The following is a 25,503-nucleotide window of genomic DNA, read 5'->3' as shown; positions in this document are numbered from 1 at the left end:
GAAGCCCCCTCGCTGATGATTAGCGCCGGTGTCCGCCGTGATGTCCGCCGCCGTGATGGCCGCCACCATGATGTCCGCCGTGATGACGGTGCCCGTGATGATGGCGGGGGTAGAAGTGCGGACGATGATGCCATCCGTGATGGCGCGGTCCGTAGCCGTAGCCCGGTTGCCAATAGCAGCGGCCCCAGCGATCGCAGACCTGGCGCACCTTGTCGACATTGGACGTTTCGCCTGCGATGTGGCTGGCCTGCGGAAGCCCGTTCGGCATCGCCGATGCCGCACCGGACATTAACGCTGCGCTTCCGAGCGCGGCCAGTCCAATAACGGCAAGCTTGATATTCATTGAGATCTCCTTGGTTGAAGCCTGAAAACGTCCATGCGGCCGCTTCGTTGCTGCGACAAAAAAGCCAGGCAGGTGCACTCGGTTCTGGCGATGCCGGTTCAACGCAGCAAATGCGGGAGTTGTGAGGTCGCTCCGTGCGCGGGCGACAATTGGCCGCGCGACAGAATGGCGACGGATCGTGCTCGCATGCGCTGCATGAGATGTGCAGCCGGAGCGTGAACTAGAACGGCCGCGCATATGCGCAGCCGGGCGCCTGGATCACGAAAGCTTGAGCCTGCCGCGGCCAAAGAAAAAGCGCTGCCATCGCCGATGGCAGCGCTTCGATATCTTCCCGGTCCGACCGGCGCGTGGCGATCCCAATGACCGGTCGCGGCCGATCCGCTCGCCCTGGTCGATCGCGTTCGCGGTGTCGCGATCGTACCTGTGCTGCCGTTCAGTCTTCGTTGGCGGCGATCGATTCCATCAGCGACACCAGTTGGCGCTGCACGGTCTGATCCTTGATCTTGCTGTAGGCGCGCAGCAACCGGAGGCTGAACGCGCTGTCGAGGAACAGCAGGCTCTCGACTTCGCGGGCCTTGTTGTCGCCGTCGTAGAAGAAGGTCACCGGCACGTCCAGCGCGGTCGCGATCTGCTGAAGGCGGGCGGCGCCGACGCGGTTCACGCCCTTCTCGTACTTCTGAACCTGCTGGAAGCTGACGCCCAGCTTGTCGCCGAGTTCCGCCTGCGAGATCTTCTGCTCGACACGGCGCAGACGAATCCGCTTGCCCAACTCAATGTCCGGCTTGCCGGCGCTGCGCTGCTTCATCTTCTTTGCTGCTGATCTGTTCATTCTCGTGACCCGTCCTTCAAATCGAGAATCCCTGGCCCGGTCGGGTCAGGGACACGTTCATGATGTACCGCGTTAAGCTCGAGTGGATCGTCAGTTCGTCCGAACGACGAAATCCAAGAAGATCGCGGGATGGTATCCAGACGCACATGCGCATTTGGAAGCACCCAAGTACCGAATCGGTCGACTACCTGTAGTCGACCGCACCAAGGTGTCTGTCGACACCCCGCCCTCTACATTTGGCAAAATATTGACCAAACCACAACTAGCGCGAGTTTGATCGACACAGATTTTGCGCGCATGCTTACTGGGCGGCAATGCACTGCGCCCGTAGTTCTACGGGCAGCCAATATTGTACGAGCGTCCTAGTATGGATGCAACCCCAGCTAGTGCATCCTGAGGTCGCGGCGACGGTTCGCGGTTGCTTGACTGAATCGCCGCCAATGCGAAAAGTTTGACGTAAGTCCAAGTCAGGCTTTCGGAATGTTGCTGGACAATTGCCTAAAAGTTCTGAATCATCGGGAACAATTGTGCGCCTACGGAAAGCCGGCGAACTCTGGCAGGAGAGGCCAAATGAAGCGGAAGAGGGGAACACCTCGACTCTACCTCGCAGCTTCGGGAGTGGAAGATATGCCGGTCGCAAATACGGAAGAACGGTTGCTGGCGCTGCTGGCAACCCTGGAAGAATGTCAGGCATTTCTGACTGACCGGGCGAACACGGAGACGGCGCGGCTGTTGTCCCTTGCCATCCTCGAGCTTCGGATGGAGCTGCACAAGGTGACGGATTCCGAGTTGAAGGCGCTGTGCGACATGATCGCGTCGGACGAGCCGGTGCAGGAACCGGCGACCAGGCAGTTGCCGCCGTATCTGCGGCTCATCAAGTAAGCCGGCGCCCGCGCAATGCGCGGGACGCCGCCGGCCGGTGTCGCACGGCTCAGCCCGCGGTGACGTCGACCGCCTCAGTGCCTTCGAGCACGCGCCGGGCCTTGTCCCGGTCAAGGTCACCTTCCCAAGCCGCGACCACGACGGTGGCGACGCAATTGCCGATCAGATTGCCGACGGCGCGCGCCATGCCGATGAACCAGTCAACCGAGAGCACCAGCACGAGTCCGATCGCCGGGATGCTCGGCACCGCATTGAGCGTCGCCGCCAGGATGACGATCGCCGAGCCGGGCACGCCGTGCGCGCCCTTCGACGTGATCAGCGACACGCCGAGCACCAGCAGCAGGTCGCCGAACGACAGCGGCGTGTTGGTCGCCTGCGCGATGAAGACGACCGCCAGCGTCAGATAGATCGAGAACGCATCGAGGTTAAACGAATAGCCGGTCGGAATCACGAGGCCGACCACCGAATCCTTGACGCCGAAATGTTCCAGCTTGCGCATCACCTGCGGCAGCACCGCGTCGGAGGATGCGGTTGCGACCACGATCATCAACTCCTCGCGCAGGTAGCCGAGGAACTTGAGGATATTGATGCCGGCCAGCGCCATCACCCCGCCGAGCACGCCGAGCACGAAGATCGCGACCGACACGTAGAACAGCGCCACCAGCGACAGCAGCTGCTTCAGCGAGCCGACGCCGTATTTGCCGACCGTGTAGGCGACGGCGCCGAGCACGCCGATCGGCGCGAAGCGCACGATCAGGCCCATGGCGCGGAACAGCACGGTCGAGACCGCGTCGATGAACGAGGTGATTTTCTCGCCCTTGTCGCCGCCGACCAGCGCCAGGCTGATGCCGAAGATGATAGCGAAGAACAGGACCTGCAGCACGTCGTTGCGCGACAGCGCGTCGAACGAGGTGGTCGGGATGATGTTGAGCAGGAAGCTGCCGATGCCTTCGCCCTTCAGCTTCTGCGCGTTGCTGGCATAGTTGCCGAGCGCCTTGGCGTCCAGCGTCGAGGTATCGATGTTCATGCCGTGACCGGGCCCGAACAGGTAGGCCAGGATCAAGCCGACCACGAGCGCGACCGTCGTCATCGCCTCGAAATACACCAGCGCCTTGACGCCGACGCGTCCGACTTTCTTGAGGTCGCCGGCGCCCGCGATGCCGTGCACCACCACGCAGAACACGATCGGCGCCACGATCATCGAGATCAGCTTCAGGAAGGCATCGCTGAAGATCTTCAGTCCGATCGCGAAATCGGGCGCGGCCATGCCGATGATGATGCCGAGCAGCAGCGCAACGAGCACCTGCACGAACAGCGATGTATAGAGCGGCTTGCGTGCAACTGTGGCTTCCGCTGCGATGGTCGACATGAACTCCCCCTGTTTTTGGCCGGTGTTCTTGCCGGCCGATCCCACCCCATCTTAGCAACTTGCGTGCCAAGATGTCGCAGGGTTGGGAGCCACTTGCCCGGTCATTCGCCGGCTTCGAGGGTGCTGGTCACCGTGTAGACGACGCCGTGGGGCAGGAAATCCACCGTGGCCTCGCCGCCGAGCTGGTCGCGGGCGCTGCGCTCGATCAGCCGGGAGCCAAAGCCGCGCTGCACCGGCCCCGCGACCGGTGGGCCGCCGGCCTCCGTCCAGATCATCCGGAGCATCGGTCCGGGGCCGTCCGCGAGGATCTCCCAATCCAGGGTCACCGTGCCGGTGTCGTTGAACAGTGCGCCATATTTGGCGGCGTTGGTCGCCATCTCGTGCAGGAGCATCGACAGCACCAAGGCAAGCCGGGGCGACAGCGGCACGCGCGGCCCGAACATCCTGACCCGTTCGGAGGCGTTCAGCAGATAGGGCCGCAGCACGCGGCTGACCACGTCCTGCAGGTCGGAACCCTGCCATTTGTCGGTCGAGAGCAAATTGTGCGCCTCGGCGAGTGCGCCGAGCCGTCCCTCGAACTTGTCGCGTTCGGCGCGGCTCGCGCTGCGGAAGGTCTGCGTGGCGATCGATTGCAGGATCGCCAGCGTATTCTTGACGCGGTGGTTGAGCTCCTCGATCAGGAGGTCGTGCAGCATCTCGCCGCGTGCGATCGTAGTCGCCATCCGCACCGCAAAGCCGAGGCCGACCAAGAGCAGGACGCCGCCGATCAGGCTGGTGATCGCGAGCGAGCGCCACAAGGGCGCCACCAGCGAGTTCTCGGCGATCCCCGCCGCGACGGTCCAGCCGGTGAGACGCGATCGAGTGAAGCCCGTGATCAGCGCCACGCCTTCGAGCGAGACGGTCGGCAGTGTCGCCTCGCTGCGGCGGAACATCTCGGCAAACAACGTTGGCGAGGCGCGCTGCCCGATGGTCGCCTGCGGATTCGGCACGCGGGCGAGGTTGACGCCGTCGCCGTCGAAGATCGAGATGGTCCAGTCCTGGTTCAGGCGCTGCCGCTCGATCATGGCCTGGAAGACCTCGATCGGCGGGCTGAAGGAGATGTCGTAGAGCACTTCGCCGTCGCGTATCACCGGCACCTCGACAGTGATGATCAGTTGCTGCTTCACCTCGCCGAAGAACAGGTTGGAGTATTGCGGCTGCCGCGTCGCAAACACCTTCTCGACGATCTCGAGATTGCTGCGCGGTGGCAGGCTCGCGGTGTCCGGCGTCAGCGAGGAGAACGCCTGGCGTCCCCTGCGGTCGGCCACCAGCACCACGCCATCCTTACCGTACTGGTCGAGAAAGCCGGCCGCGACGCGGCGGAAATTGTCGAAGTCGCTGTTGCGCAGCGAGTTGGTCAGCGCCAGCACCTGCAGCCCGCCGGTCATGCGCTGCATTTCCGCATCGAGCAGCAAGCGGATGCTGCGCGCCGTCTCCAGCACGCGCTGCGTGGCCGCCTGGCGATCCCGCTGGTAATTGTGGAAGACGATCCCGACCGCGAAAACGATCAGCGGCAACATCGTCCCCGCGACCAGAAGCGCGAGACGCACTGGCAATGTCAGTTTCGGCACGATGTCCCCGGGTCGGTGCCCGTTCGCGGTGAGCTTAGGGGAAGCGGGAAAAGTCCGCCAAAGGAAATGACCGGCAATGTGAAAAATTCCGCGGCGCCTAGAGCATGATCCGGAAAAGTGTGAAGCGGTTTTCCGAAAAGATCATGCTCAGACGAATTGTGCGCCGCGAAAGAGCTCTTGGTCAGAGATTGCTCTCGGTGATCGCGGCGTAGACCATGGTGCGCAGCTCGCGGCGCAGCGGATAGGCGCTCGACGGCAGCACCTGGGTCATGAAGATCGTGATCAGCTCCTCGGCCGGATCGATGAAGAACGATGTCGTCGCGGCGCCGCCCCAGTTGAATTCGCCCGGGCTGCCCGCGATCAGGGTCTGCGCCGGGTGCATGGTGACGGCGAAGCCGAGGCCGAAGCCGATGCCGTTATAGGCGGCTTCGGCGAACATCGAGCGCGACATCGCCGGCAGGTCGACGCCGCCGGGCAGATGGTTGGTGGCCATCAGCTTCAGCGTCTTCGGGCCGAGCAGCCGAACGCCGCCGAGCTCACCGCCGTTGAGCAGCGCGCGGCAGAAGGTCAGGTAGTCGGCCGCGGTCGAGCACAGCCCTCCGCCGCCGGAGACCAGCGAGGGCGGCGACAGAAACGAACTGGTGGCCGGATCGTCCTGCAGCGTCAGCGTGCCCTTGCGCTCGGCGGCGAGCGGGTTGAAGCCGCCCTGCGGGTCGGCGGAATAGCAGGCGGCAAAGCGGTGCGCCTTGTCGGCCGGCACGAAGAAGTCGGTATCGTTCATGCCGAGCGGCTTGAAGATGCGCTCCTTCAGGAACTGCTCGAACGGCATGCCCGAAATCTTGCCGACGAGATAGCCGAGCACGTCGGTTGAGACCGAGTAATTCCAGGCTTCACCCGGCGAGAACTCCAGCGGGATCTTCGCCAGGTCCTCGATCATGCTGTCGAGCGTGCCGGCCTTGATGACCTCGCCGATCTTCTTTTCGCGATAGGCCGCGTCGACATTGGAGCGCTGCTGGAAGCCGTAGGTGAGACCCGAGGTGTGGCGCAGCAGATCCACGATGAGCATCGGCCGCGTTGGCGGGCGGGTCAGGAAGGCGGGCGCGGTGCCGGCGACGAACACGCCGAGGTTCTTCCATTCCGGAATGTATTTGGCGACCGGCTCGTCGAGCGCGACCTTGCCTTCCTCGACCAGCATCATGAAGGCGACCGAGGTGATCGGCTTGGTCATCGAATAGATGCGGAAGATGGTGTCGTCCTTCACCGGCACCCTGCGCTCGAGATCGGCAAAGCCCTGGACGGTGGAATGCACGATCTTGCCGCGGCGATAGATCAGGAGCTGGGTGCCCGGAAAGCGGCCGGACTCGATGTAGCGGCTCTTCAGATGCGCTTCGAGGCGGTTGAGGGCGGTGGTCGACATTCCCGCGGATTCGGGCGAGGCAGGCGTGGGAGCTAACATCGGGCATTTTCTCCGGCTGGCGAGGCAGCCTTGATAGCCGAAAAGTGTCCGCTGCAGCAATCGGCCGCCGCTTACCGGCACCGGGCCGGTAGTGTACGCTCGCCCCTGCAATCGCGCCCTCAAGGGATACGGGAAACGCCGAGATGACCCAGTTCAACGAAACCGAGCTCACCACAGCCGTCATCCGCAGCTTCGACCAGACGCCCGATCCCCGGGCCAAGTTCCTGCTGCAGGAACTGGTGAAGTCGCTGCACGATTATGTGCGCAAGACCGATCTCACCTTCGAGGAATGGGACCACGCCATCGGCTTCCTGACCCGCACCGGGCAGAAGTGCACCGACATCCGCCAGGAATTCATCCTGCTGTCCGACGTGCTCGGCGTGTCGATGCTGGTCGATGCGGTCAACCACAGGGATCGCGACGGCGCGACCGAGACCACCGTGCTCGGCCCGTTCTATGTCGGCGAGCACAAGGTGACGCCGCACGGTACCGACATCTCGGCAAGTCTGCCCGGCGAGCGCATGTTCGTGCAAAGCCGCGTCACCGATCTCGACGGCAAGCCGCTGGCCAATGTGCCGGTCGATGTCTGGCACGCGGACGAAGACGGATTCTATGACTCGCAGAAGCCGAGCTATGCCTCCGAAGGCCCGTCCTCGCGGGCGCGCTTCATCACCGATGCCGACGGTCGCTTCTTCTTCCGCACCATTGTGCCGTGCAGCTATCCGATCCCGACCGACGGTCCGGTCGGGCAGATGATCACGCAGACCAACCGGCATCCGATGCGGCCGGCGCATGTGCATTTCCTGGTCAACGCCAAGGGCCATGAGCCGCTGATCACGCATGTGTTCGTCGAAGGCGACAAGTACATCGATTCCGATGTCGTGTTCGGCGTGAAGGACGAACTGATCGCCAAGGTCGAGCGGCACACCGACCCTGTGATGCCCGATGGCCAGCGGTCGGATGGCCCGTGGAGCCTGATGACGTACGAATTCCACGTGAAGCCCGGCGGCGGAATGGCGCCGGCGCCGCTCGGCACCAAGGTCGCCGAAGACGCCTGATCACTGCCGTCCAAGCTCTCTGCTTAATTCATGTGCGGCGCCCAAGAATTGGGCGAATCGCATTTTTTGGCAGCGCGCGGAGACTCCGCGCGCGATGCGACAAGCTGCGCAAAACATTGCAATAAAATCGATTTTTGCACTGCGGTAGCTTGGCATAAGGCTTGAATGGTCAGGTGCCGACGCCATTGAAGCCGTCCCTCGAGGCCACCCCATCGGATTTCTGACGCCGCCAAACCGGGGCCTCCCCGGTACATGCCCTTTTGCGCCCTGCGCGCGTCGCCACCCGACGAACGGTGCTCGACGCACAGCCGCATCACCGCAACGCAACGACGCAAAGGACGACCGATGACCAAGCCCACCAACAAGCCCCGAGGCCGCGCGATCAGCCGTCGCCAGCTCCTGAACGCAACCGGCGGCGCCGCCGCCCTGCTCGCCGCAGCCAAGCTCAATTTTCCCGCTGGTGCATTCGCGCAGGGCGCGGGTCCGGAAGTGAAAGGCGCCAAGCTCGGCTTCATCGCGCTCACCGACGCTTCGCCGCTGTTCGTCGCCAAGGAGAAGGGCATCTTCGCCAAATACGGCATGCCCGACGTCGAGGTGCAGAAGCAGGCCTCGTGGGGCACCACGCGCGACAATCTCGTGCTCGGATCCGAGGGCAACGGCATCGACGGCGCGCACATCCTGACCCCGATGCCGTATCTGATCTCGGCCGGCAAGGTGACGCAGAACAATCAACCGACGCCGATGTACATCATGGCGCGGCTCAATCTGAACGGCCAGTGCATCTCGGTTGCCAAGGAATATGCCGATCTCAAGATCGGCGTCGACACCACGCCGTTCAAGCCGGCACTCGAGAAGAAGAAGGCCGGCGGCAAGGCCGTCAAGGCGGCCATGACCTTCCCGGGCGGCACGCATGACCTCTGGATCCGCTACTGGCTCGCCGCCGGCAGCATCGATCCCGACAAGGATATCGAGACCATCGTAGTGCCGCCCGCGCAGATGGTAGCCAACATGAAGGTCGGCACGATGGACTGCTTCTGCGTCTGCGAACCGTGGAATTTGCAGCTGATCCACCAGGAGATCGGCTACACCGCGATCACGACGGGCGAGCTCTGGGACAAGCATCCGGAGAAGTCGTTCGGCCTGCGCGCCGCCTGGGTCGACAAGAACCCGAAGGCCGCGAAGGCGCTGCTGATGGCGGTGATGGAAGCCCAGCAGTGGTGCGAGAAGGCCGAGAACCGCGAGGAGACCGCAGCGATCTGCGCCAAGCGGCAGTGGATCAACTGCCCGGTGGAAGACATCACCGACCGTATGAAGGGCAAGTTCGACTACGGCACCGGCCGGGTGGTCGAGAACTCGCCGCAGCAGATGCGGTTCTGGAAGGACAACGCATCCTACCCCTATCAGAGCCACGACCTCTGGTTCCTCACCGAGGACATCCGCTGGGGCAAGTACGAGGCGGGTTTCGACACCAAGGCGCTGATCGCCAAGGTCAACCGCGAGGATCTCTGGAAGGAGGCGGCCAAGGAGCTCGGCGTGCCGGCATCGGAGATTCCAGCCTCGACCTCGCGCGGCAAGGAGACCTTCTTCGACGGCAAGGTGTTCGATCCCGCCGATCCCGCCTCTTACCTGAAGTCGCTGTCCATCAAGCGTGTCGACGTCTGAGCCCCACAGGGCCGCGCTCTCTTGCGTGGCCCGTCGCCTGACCACGGAGATAGTCTGTCAATGTCGATGCCTGCCATGAAGACCGAAGTGTCAGCGGTGGCGATCCCGCCGGCCGTTGCCGCGGCGCCGGTCGTGACCATGACGCCGAAACGCGCGCCGCGCGCCGAGACCTACGCCAGGATGGTGAAGGAGACCGCGGCGCACGTGGTGCCGCCGCTGATCGTGATCGCGTTGCTGCTGGTGGTGTGGGAGCTGATCTGCCGGCGCGCCGGGTCCAGCCTGCCGCCGCCGTCCAAAGTGTTCAAGGACACCAGGGAGCTGATCCTCGATCCGTTCTTCGACAATGGCGGCATCGACAAGGGCCTGTTCTGGCATCTCTCCGCCAGCCTTCAGCGCGTTGCCTACGGCTATTCGCTGGCGGCGATCGCGGGCATCGCACTCGGCACGCTGGTGGGACAATCGGTCTGGGCGATGCGCGGGCTCGATCCGCTGTTCCAGGTGCTGCGCACCATCCCGCCGCTGGCCTGGCTGCCGCTGTCGCTCGCGGCCTTCCGTGACGGCCAGCCCTCGGCGATCTTCGTCATCTTCATCACCTCGGTGTGGCCGATCATCATCAACACCGCGGTCGGCATCCGCAACATCCCGCAGGATTACCGCAACGTCGCCGCCGTGGTGCAGCTCAATCCGCTGGAGTTCTTCACCAAGATCATGATCCCGGCGGCCGCGCCCTACATGTTCACCGGCCTGCGCATCGGCATCGGTCTGTCCTGGCTCGCGATCGTGGCCGCGGAAATGCTGATCGGTGGCGTCGGCATCGGCTTCTTCATCTGGGATGCGTGGAATTCCTCGCACATCAGCGAAATCATCCTGGCGCTGTTCTATGTCGGCATCATCGGCTTCGTGCTCGACCGCCTGATCGCGGCGCTGGGCAAGATCGTGACCCGCGGCACGGCTGCGAACTGAGGGACAAGTCATGCAGGCCTATCTGAAGCTCGACCACATCGACAAGACCTTCACCCGCGGCAGTGCCACCACGGAGGTTCTGAAGGACATCAACCTGACGATCGAGAAGGGCGAATATGTCTCGATCATCGGCCATTCCGGCTGCGGCAAGTCGACCCTGCTCAATATCGTGGCCGGTCTCACCGGCGCCACCAATGGTGGCGTGCTGCTGGAGAACCGCGAGGTCAATTCGCCGGGGCCGGATCGCGCCGTGGTGTTCCAGAACCACAGCCTGCTGCCGTGGCTGACCGTCTACGAGAACGTCAAGCTCGGCGTCGACAAGGTGTTTGCCAGGACCAAGACCCGGGCCGAGCGCGACGCCTGGGTGATCCACAATCTCAACCTCGTGCAGATGGCGCATGCCAAGGACAAGCGGCCGAGCGAGATCTCGGGCGGCATGAAGCAGCGCGTCGGCATCGCACGTGCGCTCGCGATGGAGCCGAAGGTGCTGCTGCTCGACGAGCCGTTCGGCGCGCTCGACGCGCTGACCCGGGCGCATCTGCAGGATTCGGTGATGGCGCTGCACCAGAAGCTCGGCAACACCATCCTGATGATCACCCACGACGTCGACGAGGCCGTGCTGCTGTCGGACCGCATCGTCATGATGACCAACGGCCCGAGCGCGCGGATCGGCGAGGTGCTCGAGGTGCCGCTGGCGCGCCCGCGCAAGCGGCTCGAGCTCGCGACCAACCCCGGCTACCTGAAATGCCGGCAGCGCGTGCTCGAATTCCTCTACGAGCGCCACAGCTTCGTCGAGGCGGCATGAGCTGCGCCCTCGCTCACGTGAGAGCTTTTTTCGGCCTCGCCGCAATGGCGCGGCGAGGAAGCAGCGTGCACGGAGGCACACATGACGGAAGACCAAGTCAAGCTCGTCCAGCAGACCTTCGCCAAGGTCGCACCGATCTCGGAGCAGGCGGCGGTGATCTTCTATGACCGCCTGTTCGAGGTCGCGCCCGGCGTGAAGGCGATGTTTCCCTCTGATATGACCGAGCAGCGCAAGGAGCTGATGGGAATGCTTGCCGTCGTCGTCAACGGATTGAGCAATCTGCCGTCGGTGCTTCCCGCCGCGAGCGCGCTTGCCAAGCGCCATGTCGGCTATGGCGCCAGGCCCGAACATTATCCGGTGGTCGGCGGCGCATTGCTGTGGACCTTGGAAAAGGGCCTCGGCGAAGCTTGGACGCCTGACGTCGCTGCCGCATGGACCGCGGCCTATGGCACGCTGTCCGGCTACATGATTTCAGAAGCCTACGGCAGCGCGCAGGCGGCGGAGTAGGGCGGTCGTCGGCGGCCCACGCCGCGCGAAATCGGTTCCGCTAGGAACTGAATATCCATCCCCGTCGTTGCGAGCGAAGCGAAGCAATCCATACCTCCGCTTGCCGAGATGTGGATTGCTTCGTCGCTGTCGCTCCTCGCAATGACGTACAGAACGATTTATGGTCCACCCGCTCCGCCAACGGGTGAACCAATAAAATGATGTTCCTGGAAACGCCGCCGAAACTGATCCCGACCGAAGTCTTCTCCGCCATGCCGGCCGAATTCCGCCGCAAGGTGGCGAGCGAATGGGCCGACGCCAACCGGCCGGGCGCGGTGACCGACTGCTTCATCGAGGGACCGTCGTTCGATGCCGCCGGCAATCTCTACATCGTTGACATTCCGTTCGGCCGCATCTTCAGGATTGCGCCGGACAAGTCATGGACGCAGGTCGCCGAATATGATGGCTGGCCGAACGGGCTGAAGATCGATCCGATGGGCCGCATCCTGATCGCGGACTACCGGCACGGGCTGATGGAGCTCGATGCCAAATCGGGCGAAGTCACGCCGCTGCTGCGTTCGCGCAATTCGGAATCGTTCCGCGGCTGCAACGATCTGCACATCGCTTCGAACGGCGACATCTACTTCACCGATCAGGGCCAGACCGGGCTGCACGATCCGACCGGCCGCGTCTATCGCCTGAAAACCAGCGGGCAGCTCGACTGCCTGATCAACACCGGCATCAGTCCGAACGGCTTGGTGCTCGATCCGCATGAGGCGGTGCTGTTCGTCGCCATGACACGCGACAATGCGGTGTGGCGTGCGCCGTTCATGAAGGACGGCAGCGTGTCCAAGGTCGGCCGCTTCTGCTCGCTGTTCGGCCCGAGCGGGCCCGACGGCATGACGATGGACAGAGCCGGGCGGCTGTTCGTCGCGCACGCCTCGCTCGGCCACGTCTTCGTGTTCGCACCGAACGGTGAGTGCATCGCGCGGATCAAGTCTTGCGCCGGCCAGAGCTGCACCAATGTCGCAATCGGCGGCGCCAACCGCGACCGGCTCTACATCACGGAATCGGTGACGGGCACGGTGCTGGTCGCCGATATCAGCGGGCTCGACGGATAGTCACACACCGGCGCTGGAACGAAGCACGCTGTCGCTTGGTGCGATGGCTGTGTGGACGAATCTCAACGTGTGACCGCGCGTAATGCGGGCATTGCGGGTGCGGATCGGAGGATCCGCGCCGTTGCGATTACGTGAGACGGCGCAACAACTGCTGTCGTCCCGGCGAAAGCCGGGACCCATAACCCCAAATCTACGTTGTTGGAACACGCTGGGGCCGCAGCAATCCCCACAACTGAATTTTGTGGTTATGGATCCCGGCCTTCGCCGGGACGACGATGTGGAGACATGATCTCTCGTTTCCACTATCTTTGCGCTGGGCGAGAGGCGACCCACGCAGAACGAGGCGACCGTGCAGACAAGAAAATTCGGCAACAACGGCCCGCAGGTCTCGGTGATCGGGCAGGGTACCTGGTATCTCGATCGCGGTGACCGCAAGGCGGCGATCGCTGCGCTGAAGCGCGGTATCGACGCCGGCATGACGCATATCGACACGGCGGAGATGTATGGCGACGCCGAGCTCGTGATCGCGGACGCGATCACCGGCCGCCGTGACGAGCTGTTCCTGGTCTCGAAGGTGTTGCCGAGCAACGCCTCGCGGCGCGGCACCATCACTGCCTGCGAGCGCTCGCTGAAGCGGCTGAAGACCGATCGCCTCGATTGCTATCTGCTGCACTGGCGCGGGACCTATCCGCTCGCCGAGACGGTCGCGGCGTTCGACGAATTGATCGCGGCCGGCAAGATCCGCTCCTGGGGCGTCAGCAATTTCGACGCAGACGATCTGGATGAACTGCTCGATGTCGCGGGCGAGGGCAAGATCGCCTGCAACCAGGTGCTCTACCATCTGCGCGAGCGCGCCATCGAGCACGCCGTGATCCCGTGGTGCGAGCAGCATGGTGTGGCCGTGGTCGCCTATTCGCCGTTCGGCCACAATGACTTTCCTTCCGCGTCGAGCAAATCCGGAGCGGTGCTGCAATCGATCGCGCAGGCGCACCAGGCGACACCACGCCAGGTCGCGCTGAGCTTTCTCACGCGGCTGCCGACGGTGCTCGCGATTCCGAAGGCGTCGAACGCGGACCACGCGGCGGAGAATGCCGCGGCGGGAACGCTCGAGCTCAGCGGCGACGAAATCGCCGCGCTCGACGCGGCGTTCCCGCGCGGGCCGAAGCCGCGCTCCCTGCCGATGCTCTAGTTCGCGGGATTCACTCAAGCTCCGCTCTACACAGTTCTTAACAAACTGTCGCAGTTGCGGCCGCGCACAGGCTGCGGCGGGCGGTCGCGCGCGCTGGTGCATATCGGAGTCCCGTTTTCGGGCATTGTTCTTGCGGCGGAACTGGCGTTTTGTAGAACAGCAGATTCCCCTTATTTTGCCTTCGAGATTGCCGTGACACCGCCCCCCGCCGTAGCCGCCAGGCTGGACAGCGTTCCTCTTTCATTGCCCGCGAAAACGTCTGTTGCACGCAAGGCGCCGGCCCGCACCGACCGGCCGTTCAAGGGCATTGCGCTGATCCTGCTGTCGACGGTGTTTTTGGGCACCTCCGACGTCACCGCGAAATATCTGTCGTCCTCGCTGCCTTCGATCGAGATCGCCTGGATCCGCTTCCTGGTGTTCGCGCTGATCATGACGCCGGCGATGCTGCCGGGCACGCCGCTGTTCGCGCTGCGCAGCAGCCGTCCCGGCCTGCATGCGCTGCGCGGCGCAGCGCTGCTCGGCTCCTCCTTGATCTTCATCACGGGGCTGGGCTTCCTGCCGATCGCCGAGGCCTCGGCCACCAGCTTCGTCTCGCCGCTGTTCGTCACCGCGCTGTCGATCGCTTTCCTTGGTGAGAAGGTCGGCATGCGGCGCTGGATCGCAACCGCGGTCGGCCTCGCCGGTGTGTTCATCATCCTGCGACCGGGCACCAGCGCCTTCCATCCCGCCGCGATCTTCCCGATCGTCTCGGCGCTGGCCTGGGCCGCCACGCTGATCCTGACGCGCATGATGAGCGGCAGCGAACGTCCGATCACCGTGATGACCTATTCGTCCATTGTCGGCGTCGCCATTGTCAGCGCGCTGGTGCCGTTCGTCTGGGTCACGCCGAGCTGGCACGACATCATGTTCGGCATCCTGATCGGCGTTGCGTCCACCGTCGGACAGTGGATCGTCGTGCTGGCGTTCCGCTACGGCGATGCCTCGGTACTGGCACCGTTCTCCTACACGCAGCTGCTCTGGGTCAGCATCCTCGGCTTCCTGATCTTCGGCGAAGTCCCCGATCGCTGGACCATCCTCGGCGCCGGCTTCATCGTCGCCTCCGGCCTCTACACCGCGCACCGCGAGCGCATGCGCCGCTCGCAGTTGCTCGCCGTGGCCAGCGAGCCGTCACCGAACGCCTGAGGGTGCACTTGCGTTTTCGGACGAAGCGGCTATCCCTTCCGTTAGAAAATGCGCCAAAATGAGTGGGAAGAAACCCACGCGGGAGGGAACATGCGCGCAGCGATCTTCAGAAACGGTGAGATTGTCGTCGACCAGATGCCGGAACCGAAGCCGGGCGCCGGCCAGGTGCTGGTCAAGTCGCTCGCCTGCGGCATCTGCGGTTCCGACCTGCACGCACGCAAGCATGCTCACCGCATGGTGGAGCTGAGCAAGTTCCTGCCCGGCCGCACGCCGATGGATCTGTCGCGCGACGTCGTGTTCGGCCACGAGTTCTGCTGCGAGATCCTCGACTACGGCCCGGGCACCACGCGCAAGCTGAAACCCGGCACGCGCGTCTGCTCGCTGCCGGCGCTGCTGACGCCGGAGGGCCCGAAGGGCATCGGCTATTCCAACGACTATCTCGGCGCCTATGCCGAGCAGATGCTGCTCAGCGAGCCGCTGCTGCTCGAAGTGCCGAACGGGCTCGCGGCTGAGCACGCCGCGCTCACCGAGCCGCTTGCGGTCGGCGTCCATGCGGTGGCGATGGCTAACATCAAAGGCGGCGAGGTGCCGCTGGTGATCGGCTGCGGGCCGGTCGGCCTTGCCGTGATCGCGGCGCTGAAGATCAAGGGACTTGGTTCGATCGTTGCCGCCGACTACTCGCCGGCGCGACGGCTGCTCGCCGAGAAGATGGGCGCCGATGTCGTGGTCGATCCAGCGAAGACGCAGCCTTATGCGAGCTGGGCCGAACACGCCCAGATGACCGACGCGGAGACGGCGGCGCGGCCGCCGATGCAGGCGCTGCTGCCGCCGCTGAAGCCAGCGCTGATCTTCGAATGCGTCGGCGTGCCCGGCGTGTTGCAGCAGGTGTTCGAGGGCGCCCCGCGCAACGCCCGTGTAGTCGTGGTCGGGGTCTGCATGGAGACTGACAAGTCCGAGCCGATGCTCGGCATCATCAAGGAGCTCAACGTCCAGTACGTGCTCGGCTACACGCCGGAGGAGTTCGCCTATTCGCTGCGTCTGATTGCGGAAGGCCAGGTCGATGCCGGCTCGCTCGTGACCGGCCGCGTCGGCATCGACGGCGTCGCGCAGGCCTTTGCCGATCTCGCCAATCCCGAGGCGCACACCAAGATCCTGGTCGAGCCGTGGCGTTAGTGCTGACGGCGGCGGTTTGCATTTCGTGACGCCGAACCTATAGTTCGCCGTCTCTTATCGCACCGACAGCACGCACCTCATGCGCGTTTCAATCATCACGGGAGGCGGCTCCGGCATCGGCGCCGCGGTTGCGCGCCGGCTCGCCGGCCCCGATCAGGGGCTGGTGCTGCATGGCCAGGGCGCCGAGGCCAGCGGGCTCGCGCGGCTGAATTCGGTTGCGGAGGAATGCCGCAGCAAGGGCGCCAAGGTCGCGGTCTCTACCGGCGATCTCGCCGGGGCCGGCGCGGGCACGTCGCTGGTCGCGGCTGCGCGCGCCGCATTCGGGCCGATCGATAGCATCGTGCACGCCGCCGGCTTTGCCGACCGGCGCGAATTCGCCAGCCTGCCGCGCGCGGCGCTGGAACGCGCCTTTGCCGTGATGGCGGCGGCATTCCACGAGATCGCGGCGGCCGCGCTGCCCGATCTAGCGCGCAGCGCGCAGGGCCGCGTCGTCGCGGTCTCCAGTTTTGGACCGCATCGTTTCGTGCCCGGCGCCACCTATCCGGGATCGGCCGCGGCCAAGGCCGCGCTCGAAGTGCTGGTGAAGTCGCTCGCGATCGAGCTCGCAGCATCAGGTGCCACCTCAAACGCCGTGATGCCCGGCTATACGCGCAAGGATCCCGGCCTGTTCGGCGCGCTTGACACCGCGACCTGGGAGCGGGTGGCGAAAGCCAATCCGATGCAGCGGCTGGCCGAGCCCGACGAGGTCGCCGCCGTCGTCGCGTTCCTGCTGTCGCCGGAAGCGGGCCACATCACCGGCGCCACGCTGCCGGTCGATGGCGGCCTGACCTTGATGTGACGGCATGAGCGAGGGGGCGTCCGCACAGCAGGCCGATGTCGTCGTGCTCGGCGCCGGCATGGTCGGCGTCTCGGCCGGTCTTGCCGCACGGCAGCGCGGTCTCTCTGTTGCCATCGTCGACCGCCGCGAGCCGGGCAGCGAGACCTCCTACGGCAACGCCGGCATCATCTCGTCGGGCTCGATCCTGCCGCTCAACACGCCGTCGCTGCTGCAGAACCTGCCGAAATACCTCACCAACACGCATCCGGCGCTGCGCTGGAATCTTCCGTGGGCAGTCGCCAATGCCGGCTGGGTGATCCGCTTCCTCGCTGCGGCGACACCGTCGCAGACCAAGCCGCGGGCCGCCGCGCTGCACGGCCTGATTGGGACGTCGCTGACGCTGCATCGCGACTGGATCGTGCAGGCGGGTGCCGGCCATCGGATCCGTGAGACCGGCTGGCTCAAGGCCTGGCGCGGCGACGGGCTTGCGACCGCCAAGGCCGAGCAGGCGGCGCTCGCCGAATTCGGCATCAGAAGCGAGGTGCTCGACCGCCAGGCGATCTCCGCGCTCGAGCCGAACATCATTCCTGCCTACAGTGTCGGCCTGCTGCACACCCAGACGGCATCGGTCGATTCACCGGGCGCGGTGGTCAAGGCCTATGCGCAGATGCTCGCCGCCAGCGGCGGCACGGTGCGGCAGTCCGAGATCCGGCGGATCGAGCAACAGGACGAAGGCTGGCGGGTGCAGCTTGCCGACGGCGAGATCGCCGCGCGCCACGTCGTGGTCGCGCTCGGGCCGTGGTCGGCCGAGTTGCTGCGGCCGCTCGGCTATCGCGTGCCGCTCGCGTTCGAGCGCGGCTATCACCAGCATTTCGAGCCGAACCCGGCACGCAAATTGCTGCGGCCGATCCATGATGCGGAGGGTGCATTTCTGATGACGCCGATGGAGCAGGGGATTCGCGTCACCAGCGGCGTCGAGCTGACCGCGCGCGACGCGCCGTCGAACTTTTCGCAGCTCGAGGCCGTGGTACCGATGGCGCGCAGCGTGGTCGAATTCGGCGACGCGGTCGGCGAGCGCTGGCGCGGCGCGCGACCGACGCTGCCCGACAGCCTGCCGATGATCGGACCCGCGCCGCGGCATCGCGGTCTCTGGCTTGCCTTCGGCAACCAGCATATCGGCTTCACCACCGGTCCGGGAACGGGCGCCGCGGTCGCGGCGATGATCGCAGGCTCTGCGCCGCCGTTCGACGTGAAGGCATTTTCACCGGGCCGGTATATCGCGTGACTCGCGCGAAGCCGCCTGCGATGCTGGGAACGCAAGGCGAGCGCAAGACGCGTGGCAACCGAGGGGCAGGATGAACTACGTCTGGGATTTCGGGATCCTCGCCAAGTACAGCCATCTGTTCTGGCTCGGGCTCGGCTGGACCATGGCCTACACGATCGGCACCATCATCTTAGGGACCCTGATCGGCCTGATCGTCGGCATGCTGCGGCTGCGGCGCATTCCCGTGATCGACTGGCTCCTGATCGCCTATATCGAAGCCTTCCGCTGCACGCCGCTGCTGGTGCAGATCATCTGGTTCTACTACGCGTTTCCGGTCGTGATCGGCGTCAACATCCCGGCGCATGTCGCAGCGGTCAGCGTGCTGTCGCTCTATGGCGGTGCGTTCTATGCCGAGATCGTGCGCGGCTCGATCGAGAGCGTGCCGGTCGGGCAGTGGGACGCCGCGAAGGCGCTCGGTTTCCGCGGCTGGCGACTGATGCGGCTCGTGATCCTGCCGCAGGCGCTGAAGCCGATGATGGCGCCCTATGTCAACCAGTCGGTGACGCAGCTGAAGAACACCTCGCTGGTCTCGATCATCGCGGTGCCCGATCTCGTCTACAACGCGACGCTGATCAACGCCGACACCTACCGGCCGCTCGAGGTCTACACCATCGTGGCGCTGATCTATTTTGCGATCCTGTTTCCCTCGACGCTGGTGGCGCGCCGGCTCGAGCGCGGACTGACCTACGACAAGGTGTGATCGTTCTTCTCCCTCTCCCCGTTCTTACGGGGAGAGGGTCGGGGTGAGGGCTGCTTCCACGAGTCTGGATCGCGGTGAGACCTGTACCCCCTCACCCGGATCGCATCTGGCGATGCGATCCGACCTCTCCCCGCAAGCGGGGGCGAGGTGAAGACGAGCGCGCGGCTAGATGCTCAGCTCCACCGGCACGTCCTCCGGCTTGACGCCGGCGAGGCCGAGGCCCTTGACGAACCATTCGCGCATCTGGCCGATGCCGCGGTTGTAGTCGACCCACACCGACAGGAAATCGCGCCAGCGCTTGTCCTGTTCGCGCCGCACCGCCATGCCGCTCGCGATCGTCACCGAGGGCGAGGCCAGGATCTTGTAGGTGCCGAGGTTCGGATTCTTGGCGATCGCGGTCAGCCCGAGCACCAGCGCGTTGACCACGCAATCGACGCGGCCCGACGACATCTCCAGCATCACCTCGTCGCGCGACTTCAGCGACTTGATGGTGGCGTTCGGCGCGAAGCGCCGGGCCACCGCCTCGTTGGCCGAGCCGACGTCGACCGCGATCTTGACCTCGGGCTTGTTGATGTCGGCCCAGGTCCTGGCCTCCAGCCCCTTCTTCAGCATCGCGCCGAACGGATGCGGGAACACCAGGTTGGTGAAATCCACCACCAGCGCCCGCTGCGGGGTCGGATTGAGCGCAAAGCCGAGGTCGATCTTGTTGGCCTGCAGATCGAGAATTGAATTGCCATAGGTCGATTCGACATATTCCAGCTTGACGTCGAGCAGCTTGGCGAGGTCGTTGGCCATCTCGATCGAGAAGCCGGACCAGGTGCCGGTGGCGAGGTCCTTGTTGAAATAGGGCAGCTCGCCCGGCAGCACCGCGATCCGCAGCACCTTGTTGGCCCTGATCCGGTCGAGCGTGTTGTCGGCTTGGGTCTGCGCCGCGGCTGGGGTTGCCATGGCGGCCGCGAGTGCTGCGCCGCCGCCGATCCCGAGCGCATAGCGCAGCGCGTCGCGGCGATCTTCGGAAATTGCGATGTCGTCGGATTGAGTCAAGCGGGCCTCCCTACACCAGATCGGAGGAAGCCTAGCGTCGGTATCCGGTGCCAGCAAGTGCGCGCGCCTGCGCTATTGGTAGGCGCCCGAGCGCCGGTCTTCTTACCTCGCCCGCTTGCGGGGAGAGGTCGGATTGCATCGCAGATGCAATCCGGGTGAGGGGGAGTCTCCGCGGGCGTGATCTTCAGCGAGTGTGCGGGAGCAGCCCCTCACCCCAAAACCCTCTAAGAGCAAGCTTCGCTTGTCTCGACCCCGCGAAGGGCGGGGAGCGGGGGGAACGAGCATCAATACGTTCCCGGCACGTACATCTCGGGCGGGATCGGGCCGCGGTGATAGTCGGGGTTGCGCACCCGCGGCGGCAGCACCACCGGTTGGTGGGTGACCTGCTGATAGGGGATCTGGCTCAACAGGTGCGAGATGCAGTTCAGCCGGGCGCGCTTCTTGTCGACGGCATCGACAATCCACCACGGCGAGTCCTGCAGGTGCGTGCGCTCCAGCATGGTCTCCTTGGCCTTGGTGTAGAGCTCCCAGCGGGTCCGCGCCTCGACATCCATCGGGCTCAGCTTCCACTGCTTCAGCGGATCGTGGATCCGCATCGAGAAGCGGAACGCCTGTTCCTCGTCGGTGATCGAGAACCAGTATTTCAGCAGGATGATGCCGGAGCGGATCAGCATGCGCTCGAATTCCGGCACCGACCTGAAGAACTCCTCATACTGCTCGTCGTTGCAGAACCCCATCACCTTCTCGACGCCGGCGCGGTTGTACCAGCTGCGGTCGAACAGCACGATCTCGCCGCCGGCCGGCAGGTGCGAGACATAGCGCTGGAAGTACCATTGCGTGCGTTCGCGCTCGTTTGGCGCCGGCAGCGCCGCGACGCGGCAGATGCGCGGGTTGAGCCGCTGCGTGATGCGCTTGATGACGCCGCCCTTGCCGGCGGAATCGCGGCCCTCGAACAGCACGACGACCTTCTGCTTCTCGTGCTGTACCCAGTCCTGCAGCTTGACCAACTCGCCCTGCAACCGCAGCAATTCGCGGAAGTAGAGCTTGCGGTCGATCGACGGCCGACCGGCGGCCCCGTCGTTCTCGAACTCGTCGAGCCTCACGTCGTCGAGCTCCAGCTCGAGTTCCTCGTCGAGGCTGTCGGCCATCTCCTGGTGGATGCGGGCGCGCAAGGCTTCCTCGCGTAAGGCTTCGTCGCGCAAGGCGTCATCTCGGGCGGCTTCATCGGTGAGGTCGAAGGCGGTCATGACGGTCCGTCTTTCAGTGTGTTAGATTGATCGGCGGGGAGCATTGACGGGCGATGTTACCCCTCTATGACATTGGCATGACCGCTGTTTCACGCAGCCGGCGGGACTGTGCTAACAAGCGATGACAAGATCAAAAAAGGAGACGCCGATGATTTCGCTCAAGCCACAAGACGTCCTGCCCGCGGACGGCACCGCCGGCACGCTGGTCGGACGGGTCTGGCTGCCGCAGGCGGGCGGGCCCGCCGTGGTCGCGGTGCGGGGCGACGGTGTGTTCGACGTCACCGCGCGCTTCCCGACCGTGAGCGCGCTGTGCGAGGAGGCCGATCCCGCGGCCGCGTTGCGTGCCACGCACGGCGAGCGGATCGGCGATTTCGAGGCGATCCTCACCAACACGCCGCCCGATGGCCGCGACGCGACAAGACCGCATCTGCTCGCGCCGGTCGATCTCCAGGTGCTGAAAGCTGCCGGCGTCACCTTCGCGATCTCGATGCTGGAGCGCGTGATCGAGGAGCGGGCACGCGGCAATCCGTCGTCGGCGGAGGCAATCCGCAAGGAGGTGGTGCGCCTGGTCGGCGACGATCTCTCCAAGCTGAAGCCGGGCTCCGAGCCGGCGATGCGGTTGAAGCAGGTGCTGATCGACCAGAACGCCTGGAGCCAGTATCTGGAGGTCGGCATCGGCCCCGACGCCGAAGTGTTCACCAAGGCGCCGACGCTGTCCTCGGTCGGCACCGGGATGGATGCCGGCCTGCATCCGAAGTCGACCTGGAACAATCCCGAGCCGGAGGTCGTGCTTGTCGTCTCCGGCGCCGGCAAGATCGTCGGCGCGGCGCTCGGTAACGACGTCAACCTGCGCGATTTCGAGGGCCGCTCGGCGCTCTTGCTGTCGAAGGCCAAGGACAACAACGCCTCCTGCGCGATCGGCCCGCTGCTGCGGCTGTTCGACGGGACCTTCTCGCTCGACGACGTCAGGAAGATGGATGTCGGCCTGACCGTGAAGGGCGCGGACGGCTTCGTGCTGGAGGGCCATTCCTCGATCTCCAAGATCAGCCGCGACCCGACCGATCTGGTCGCCCAGACCATCGGGCCCGTGCATCAATATCCCGACGGCTTTGCGCTGTTCCTCGGTACGATGTTCGCGCCGGTCAAGGACCGCGACGCCAAGGGCGAAGGCTTCACCCACAAGCGCGACGACATCGTCACCATCGAAGCGCCGCAGCTGGGCAAGCTCGTCAACCGCATGCGTGGCAGCGACGAATGCGAGCCCTGGACCTTCGGCGTTGGCGCGCTGATGAAGAACCTCGCGCAGCGCAAGGTGCTGTGAGGAGGAGCGCAGCTCGTAGGGTGGGTTAGCCAACGGGTCCGCCCGAAGGGCGGCCCGATGATAAACTCCGCGCAACCCACCGTGTCGCCTGCAGCAAAGATGGTGGGTTACGCCTTCGGCTAACCCACCCTACGCGCTGACGTGCTATCTTGCTTGCTGTCGCCGCCGGCGTTGTCGAACATGTTCAGAAACCTGCGCGGCAGATCAATCGCGTGCTGCAACTTGAGGGCGCGCGGATGCATGAAATTCGGAGCGACCGCTTGTCGCGCCCTTATGTGATCCAGTTCATCCTCGTTCGCGCTGCTTCGCTTCAGCATACGGGCTCGACGCGAACAGAAGGAGTCGCGGACATGAGCGAGCAGCCATCAAATGGAATGCCTGATTGGCTCACGACCGACATGCTGGTGATTGCCGTTGCACTGGCCATCATCGTGATTGGCGTATGGATCGCGCCGTAGCCTGGTTGCTCCGGCTGGTTGCCCCGCTGAGATATCGCGGGATGATGTCACCGCCATAGGCGCGAGGCGATGGCGTGCCCTACAAGCCGATCATCCGGAAGATCATGCCGCCGATATTGGGGCCATGATGGTGATGGCGGCGATGCCGGTTTCGCGGCGGTTCGTCACCGCCTGCTGCGGCCATCGCGCTCCTGCCGCCGTCCCGCTCGGGGCCAACAGCGTCGAACGCGGCCTTCTGCTCGTCGCTGAGCGCGCTGTAGAAAGTATCCACGGCCGGACGTACCGTTCCGATCGCCTGAAGCATGGAATCCAATCTGGCTCCAACCGCCGCAAGGCGTGCCGGTGGCGTGCGCGCATCGGTGGGCGGACAGGACGATTTCAATGTGTCCTCGGCCTTTGTCGCAGCGTCCCGCAAGGCATCGAGGCTCGCCCGCTGTGCATCGGTTGGCTTGACGTTGCGTTCGATGATGTCGCCGGGCCATGCGATGGCGGCGGGCTGCGCGGTATTGCAGTTGCCGTTGTCCGCCGTCGCCTCATGCTGGCCGCGGTGCTGATCTGCCACCAGCGCGGTCACCTTCGCTTTCTGATCGTCGCTGAGCAGCCCATAGAACCTCTCCAGCGCCGGCTGAAGAATCCCGACTGCGTCGCGCATGGCCTGGAGGCGTTGCTGCATCGCGACGAGGCGGCTCGGCGCCGTCAGCGGCACGTCCTTGGGACATGAATTGAGAATGGTCGCGGACGCCTTCTGCGATGCGCTGGCGAGCTCGTCGAGCGCGGTGCTCTGCTCCGCATTGGGCTGGATGGCGCTGCGGAATTGCTCGATCGGGAAGCCCGCGATATCGCTTCTGTCGCTGCCGCACATGTCGGCAAGGGTTGTGGTCTGAGCAGGGGCGCGCGATCGACCCGTGGCCGGCGGCCGGGGACCGGCATAGCCGGGCAGGTAATAGGCATAGCCGCTCAAGGCATCGTAGTCGTAGGGACCGAACAGGCCGGCATACAGATCGCCATAGCCGTAATCCCAGAAGTACGGGTCATAGCCCCCGCCCCACCAGGCGTAGTCATAAAGATCGTAATAGGCATAGGGCCAGAAGATCGGGCCGACCCAGCCATAGCCGCCATTCGGATGGCGCCACCACCCAACGCCACCCATGGCGGCTCCGGCGGCGGCAGTCGTGATCGCGGCGCGCGTCATCGGATTGCGCAGGCCGCCAGGCTGGCGCAGGGCGCTGCTGATCTGGCGTGAGGCCAGCGCGTGCCCCACGGCGCTCGCGTTGTGCCGCATCGCAGCGGGTGAGGCGGCACGTTGGCCGGCAGCTACGCTCGGCGCGCTGCGCGCAGCGTGAGCAGCTGGACGGAATTGGTTATGACGCGCGCCGGAGCCGCCGCCGAGCCGCGTGCCGGCTCTTGCAGCGGGATGAATGGTGTGAAAGCCGCCGCCACGCGCGCCGCCGGCGTGGAATCCGCCGCCGTGGAAACCACCACCGTGGAAGCCGCCTCCGCCTCCATGAAAGCCACCGCCGCCGCCATGAAATCCGCCCCCGCCGCCATGAAAGCCGCCACCGCCATGACCTCCACCACCGTGGCCGCCGCCGCCACCGCGGGCAGCATCGGCGCTGCCTGCGAATAGCGCGGCCGATGCCGCGACTGCGAGGATCGCGGCGAGCGCCAGCACGGTATGTTTGCAGCGGGCAGCCCTCAGCATCTGTCCTCACCCTTCGGATAGTCAGTGATGCCTGACATCAACATCGAAGGCCGCTGCCGGGTTCCCGCGGGCGATCCGGTCGCGAGGATTTAATTTGCAGCATCGTCGTCCTGGCGAAAGCCAGGACCCATTACCCCAATTGTCCGTCGTTGTATGACGCTGGGGCCGCGATCCCATCCATCATCAAATGCGGTGGTTATGGGTCCTGGCCTTCGCCAGGACGACATTGGGATGTTGGCACGGCTGGAGTCACCAACCAGCGCCCTCACACCGGCAACGCCGTCGAATACTTCACCTGGCTCAGCGCAAAGCTCGACTCGATCGAGGCAATGCCGTCGAGCCGGGTCAGCTTGTTCTTCAAGAACGCCTCATAGGAGGAGAGGTCGGCGGCGACGACGCGCAGCAGGTAATCGCGGTTGCCGGTCATCAAATAGCACTCTAGCACCTCGTCCCATTTCGAGATCGCGCGCGCGAAGCGGTTGAGGTCTTCCTCCTTCTGGCGCGCGAGCTTGATCGAGATGAAGACCGAGACATGCAGCCCGAGCGATTTCTGGTCGACGGTTGCGGTGTAGCGAGAAATCACGCCGCGCTGCTCGAGCAGCTTGACCCGGCGGTGGCAGGGCGACACCGAGAGCCCGACCTTGTCGGCGAGCTCCTGCATGGTCATGCGGCTGTCGGTCTGGAGCAGACTCAGGATCTTGCGGTCAATGGCGTCGAGGGCAGGCATTGGGATGAACTCGCAGGTGAAGGCCGGATCGTGGG

Annotated in this window: 24 protein-coding genes; 15 read left to right on the top strand and 9 right to left on the bottom strand. The window is 64.9% G+C overall.

The features are described 5' to 3' along the window. Positions 1-19 precede the first annotated feature (19 nt). Together AC066Y_RS18040 and AC066Y_RS18035 are read right to left on the bottom strand one after the other, a co-directional pair. On the bottom strand, positions 20-343 hold the full coding sequence (locus AC066Y_RS18040; RefSeq protein ID WP_171948101.1) for a hypothetical protein: 324 nt from the start codon (positions 341-343) through the stop codon (positions 20-22). Between the two features lie 433 nt (positions 344-776). After that, on the bottom strand, positions 777-1,172 hold the full coding sequence (locus AC066Y_RS18035) for a helix-turn-helix domain-containing protein (protein WP_016844123.1): 396 nt from the start codon (positions 1,170-1,172) through the stop codon (positions 777-779). A gap of 570 nt (positions 1,173-1,742) precedes the next feature. Here AC066Y_RS18035 and AC066Y_RS18030 point away from each other — a divergent pair. Continuing rightward, on the top strand, positions 1,743-2,054 hold the full coding sequence (locus AC066Y_RS18030; protein WP_143046883.1) for a hypothetical protein: 312 nt from the start codon (positions 1,743-1,745) through the stop codon (positions 2,052-2,054). Positions 2,055-2,103: 49 nt separating this feature from the next. Here the strand turns inward: AC066Y_RS18030 and AC066Y_RS18025 are convergent, their stop codons facing one another. From AC066Y_RS18025 to AC066Y_RS18015, 3 genes are all read right to left on the bottom strand, one after another. Continuing rightward, positions 2,104-3,423: a dicarboxylate/amino acid:cation symporter gene (locus tag AC066Y_RS18025; protein ID WP_478275044.1), complete on the bottom strand. Its 1,320-nt coding sequence runs from the start codon at positions 3,421-3,423 to the stop codon at positions 2,104-2,106. A gap of 101 nt (positions 3,424-3,524) precedes the next feature. Next, entirely contained in the window at positions 3,525-4,982 is a 1,458-nt protein-coding gene (locus AC066Y_RS18020) for a sensor histidine kinase (protein ID WP_478275125.1), read from the bottom strand. 232 nt (positions 4,983-5,214) lie between these two features. Continuing rightward, positions 5,215-6,489, bottom strand: coding sequence for a serine hydrolase domain-containing protein (locus tag AC066Y_RS18015; RefSeq protein ID WP_478275043.1), 1,275 nt, complete (start codon positions 6,487-6,489; stop codon positions 5,215-5,217). A gap of 143 nt (positions 6,490-6,632) precedes the next feature. Between AC066Y_RS18015 and AC066Y_RS18010 the strand changes: the two genes are divergently transcribed. The 12 genes from AC066Y_RS18010 (at position 6,633) to AC066Y_RS17955 (ending at position 18,969) form a co-directional block, all read left to right on the top strand. Then, the gene (locus AC066Y_RS18010; RefSeq protein WP_478275042.1) at positions 6,633-7,547 is read left to right on the top strand and encodes an intradiol ring-cleavage dioxygenase; all 915 of its coding nucleotides are present in this window, start codon (positions 6,633-6,635) and stop codon (positions 7,545-7,547) included. A 345-nt stretch (positions 7,548-7,892) separates the two neighbouring features. Further along, a complete protein-coding gene (locus tag AC066Y_RS18005) occupies positions 7,893-9,209 on the top strand; it encodes a CmpA/NrtA family ABC transporter substrate-binding protein (protein WP_478275041.1) in 1,317 nt (438 codons plus the stop codon). A gap of 60 nt (positions 9,210-9,269) precedes the next feature. Then, positions 9,270-10,172 carry a nitrate ABC transporter permease gene (gene ntrB / locus AC066Y_RS18000; RefSeq protein ID WP_478275040.1) on the top strand — a complete coding sequence of 301 codons (903 nt, stop codon included), beginning with the start codon at positions 9,270-9,272 and terminating at the stop codon, positions 10,170-10,172. A gap of 10 nt (positions 10,173-10,182) precedes the next feature. Beyond that, complete coding sequence (locus AC066Y_RS17995; RefSeq protein ID WP_478275039.1) at positions 10,183-10,977, top strand: ABC transporter ATP-binding protein; 795 nt, start codon at positions 10,183-10,185, stop codon at positions 10,975-10,977. An 81-nt stretch (positions 10,978-11,058) separates the two neighbouring features. Further along, positions 11,059-11,484, top strand: a complete 426-nt coding sequence (locus AC066Y_RS17990; protein WP_478275038.1) for a globin family protein — start codon at positions 11,059-11,061, stop codon at positions 11,482-11,484. Positions 11,485-11,681: 197 nt separating this feature from the next. Further along, on the top strand, positions 11,682-12,584 hold the full coding sequence (locus AC066Y_RS17985) for an SMP-30/gluconolactonase/LRE family protein (protein WP_478275037.1): 903 nt from the start codon (positions 11,682-11,684) through the stop codon (positions 12,582-12,584). Positions 12,585-12,933: 349 nt separating this feature from the next. Continuing rightward, positions 12,934-13,773, top strand: a complete 840-nt coding sequence (locus tag AC066Y_RS17980; RefSeq protein ID WP_478275036.1) for an aldo/keto reductase — start codon at positions 12,934-12,936, stop codon at positions 13,771-13,773. 192 nt (positions 13,774-13,965) lie between these two features. Next, positions 13,966-14,955, top strand: coding sequence for a DMT family transporter (locus AC066Y_RS17975; protein WP_478275035.1), 990 nt, complete (start codon positions 13,966-13,968; stop codon positions 14,953-14,955). A 90-nt stretch (positions 14,956-15,045) separates the two neighbouring features. Continuing rightward, positions 15,046-16,128, top strand: coding sequence for a zinc-binding dehydrogenase (locus tag AC066Y_RS17970; RefSeq protein ID WP_478275034.1), 1,083 nt, complete (start codon positions 15,046-15,048; stop codon positions 16,126-16,128). 79 nt (positions 16,129-16,207) lie between these two features. Continuing rightward, positions 16,208-16,966: an SDR family NAD(P)-dependent oxidoreductase gene (locus AC066Y_RS17965; RefSeq protein WP_478275033.1), complete on the top strand. Its 759-nt coding sequence runs from the start codon at positions 16,208-16,210 to the stop codon at positions 16,964-16,966. A 4-nt stretch (positions 16,967-16,970) separates the two neighbouring features. After that, positions 16,971-18,230 (top strand): NAD(P)/FAD-dependent oxidoreductase, encoded by a 1,260-nt coding sequence (locus tag AC066Y_RS17960; protein ID WP_478275032.1) that lies wholly within the window; start codon positions 16,971-16,973, stop codon positions 18,228-18,230. A gap of 70 nt (positions 18,231-18,300) precedes the next feature. Then, positions 18,301-18,969: an amino acid ABC transporter permease gene (locus AC066Y_RS17955; protein WP_176532749.1), complete on the top strand. Its 669-nt coding sequence runs from the start codon at positions 18,301-18,303 to the stop codon at positions 18,967-18,969. A gap of 165 nt (positions 18,970-19,134) precedes the next feature. Here the strand turns inward: AC066Y_RS17955 and AC066Y_RS17950 are convergent, their stop codons facing one another. Both AC066Y_RS17950 and ppk2 read right to left on the bottom strand, forming a co-directional pair. Next, positions 19,135-20,013, bottom strand: coding sequence for a transporter substrate-binding domain-containing protein (locus AC066Y_RS17950; RefSeq protein WP_478275031.1), 879 nt, complete (start codon positions 20,011-20,013; stop codon positions 19,135-19,137). 284 nt (positions 20,014-20,297) lie between these two features. Continuing rightward, positions 20,298-21,260, bottom strand: a complete 963-nt coding sequence (ppk2, locus tag AC066Y_RS17945) for a polyphosphate kinase 2 (protein WP_478275030.1) — start codon at positions 21,258-21,260, stop codon at positions 20,298-20,300. 148 nt (positions 21,261-21,408) lie between these two features. On the opposite strand from ppk2, the gene AC066Y_RS17940 reads away from it, so the two are divergent. Together AC066Y_RS17940 and AC066Y_RS17935 are read left to right on the top strand one after the other, a co-directional pair. Then, entirely contained in the window at positions 21,409-22,581 is a 1,173-nt protein-coding gene (locus tag AC066Y_RS17940) for a fumarylacetoacetate hydrolase family protein (RefSeq protein ID WP_478275029.1), read from the top strand. 149 nt (positions 22,582-22,730) lie between these two features. Continuing rightward, positions 22,731-23,039, top strand: a complete 309-nt coding sequence (locus AC066Y_RS17935) for a hypothetical protein (RefSeq protein ID WP_478275028.1) — start codon at positions 22,731-22,733, stop codon at positions 23,037-23,039. A 79-nt stretch (positions 23,040-23,118) separates the two neighbouring features. On the opposite strand, the gene AC066Y_RS17930 is transcribed toward AC066Y_RS17935, so the two are convergent. Together AC066Y_RS17930 and AC066Y_RS17925 are read right to left on the bottom strand one after the other, a co-directional pair. After that, positions 23,119-24,741: a Spy/CpxP family protein refolding chaperone gene (locus AC066Y_RS17930; RefSeq protein ID WP_478275027.1), complete on the bottom strand. Its 1,623-nt coding sequence runs from the start codon at positions 24,739-24,741 to the stop codon at positions 23,119-23,121. A gap of 265 nt (positions 24,742-25,006) precedes the next feature. Further along, positions 25,007-25,468 carry an Lrp/AsnC family transcriptional regulator gene (locus AC066Y_RS17925; protein ID WP_478275026.1) on the bottom strand — a complete coding sequence of 154 codons (462 nt, stop codon included), beginning with the start codon at positions 25,466-25,468 and terminating at the stop codon, positions 25,007-25,009. Positions 25,469-25,503: the final 35 nt, after the last annotated feature.

The organism is Bradyrhizobium sp. USDA3010, from assembly GCF_056429065.1.
The sequence above is the reverse complement of the archived record's forward strand: the minus strand, read 5'-3'. Positions and strand labels throughout refer to the sequence as shown.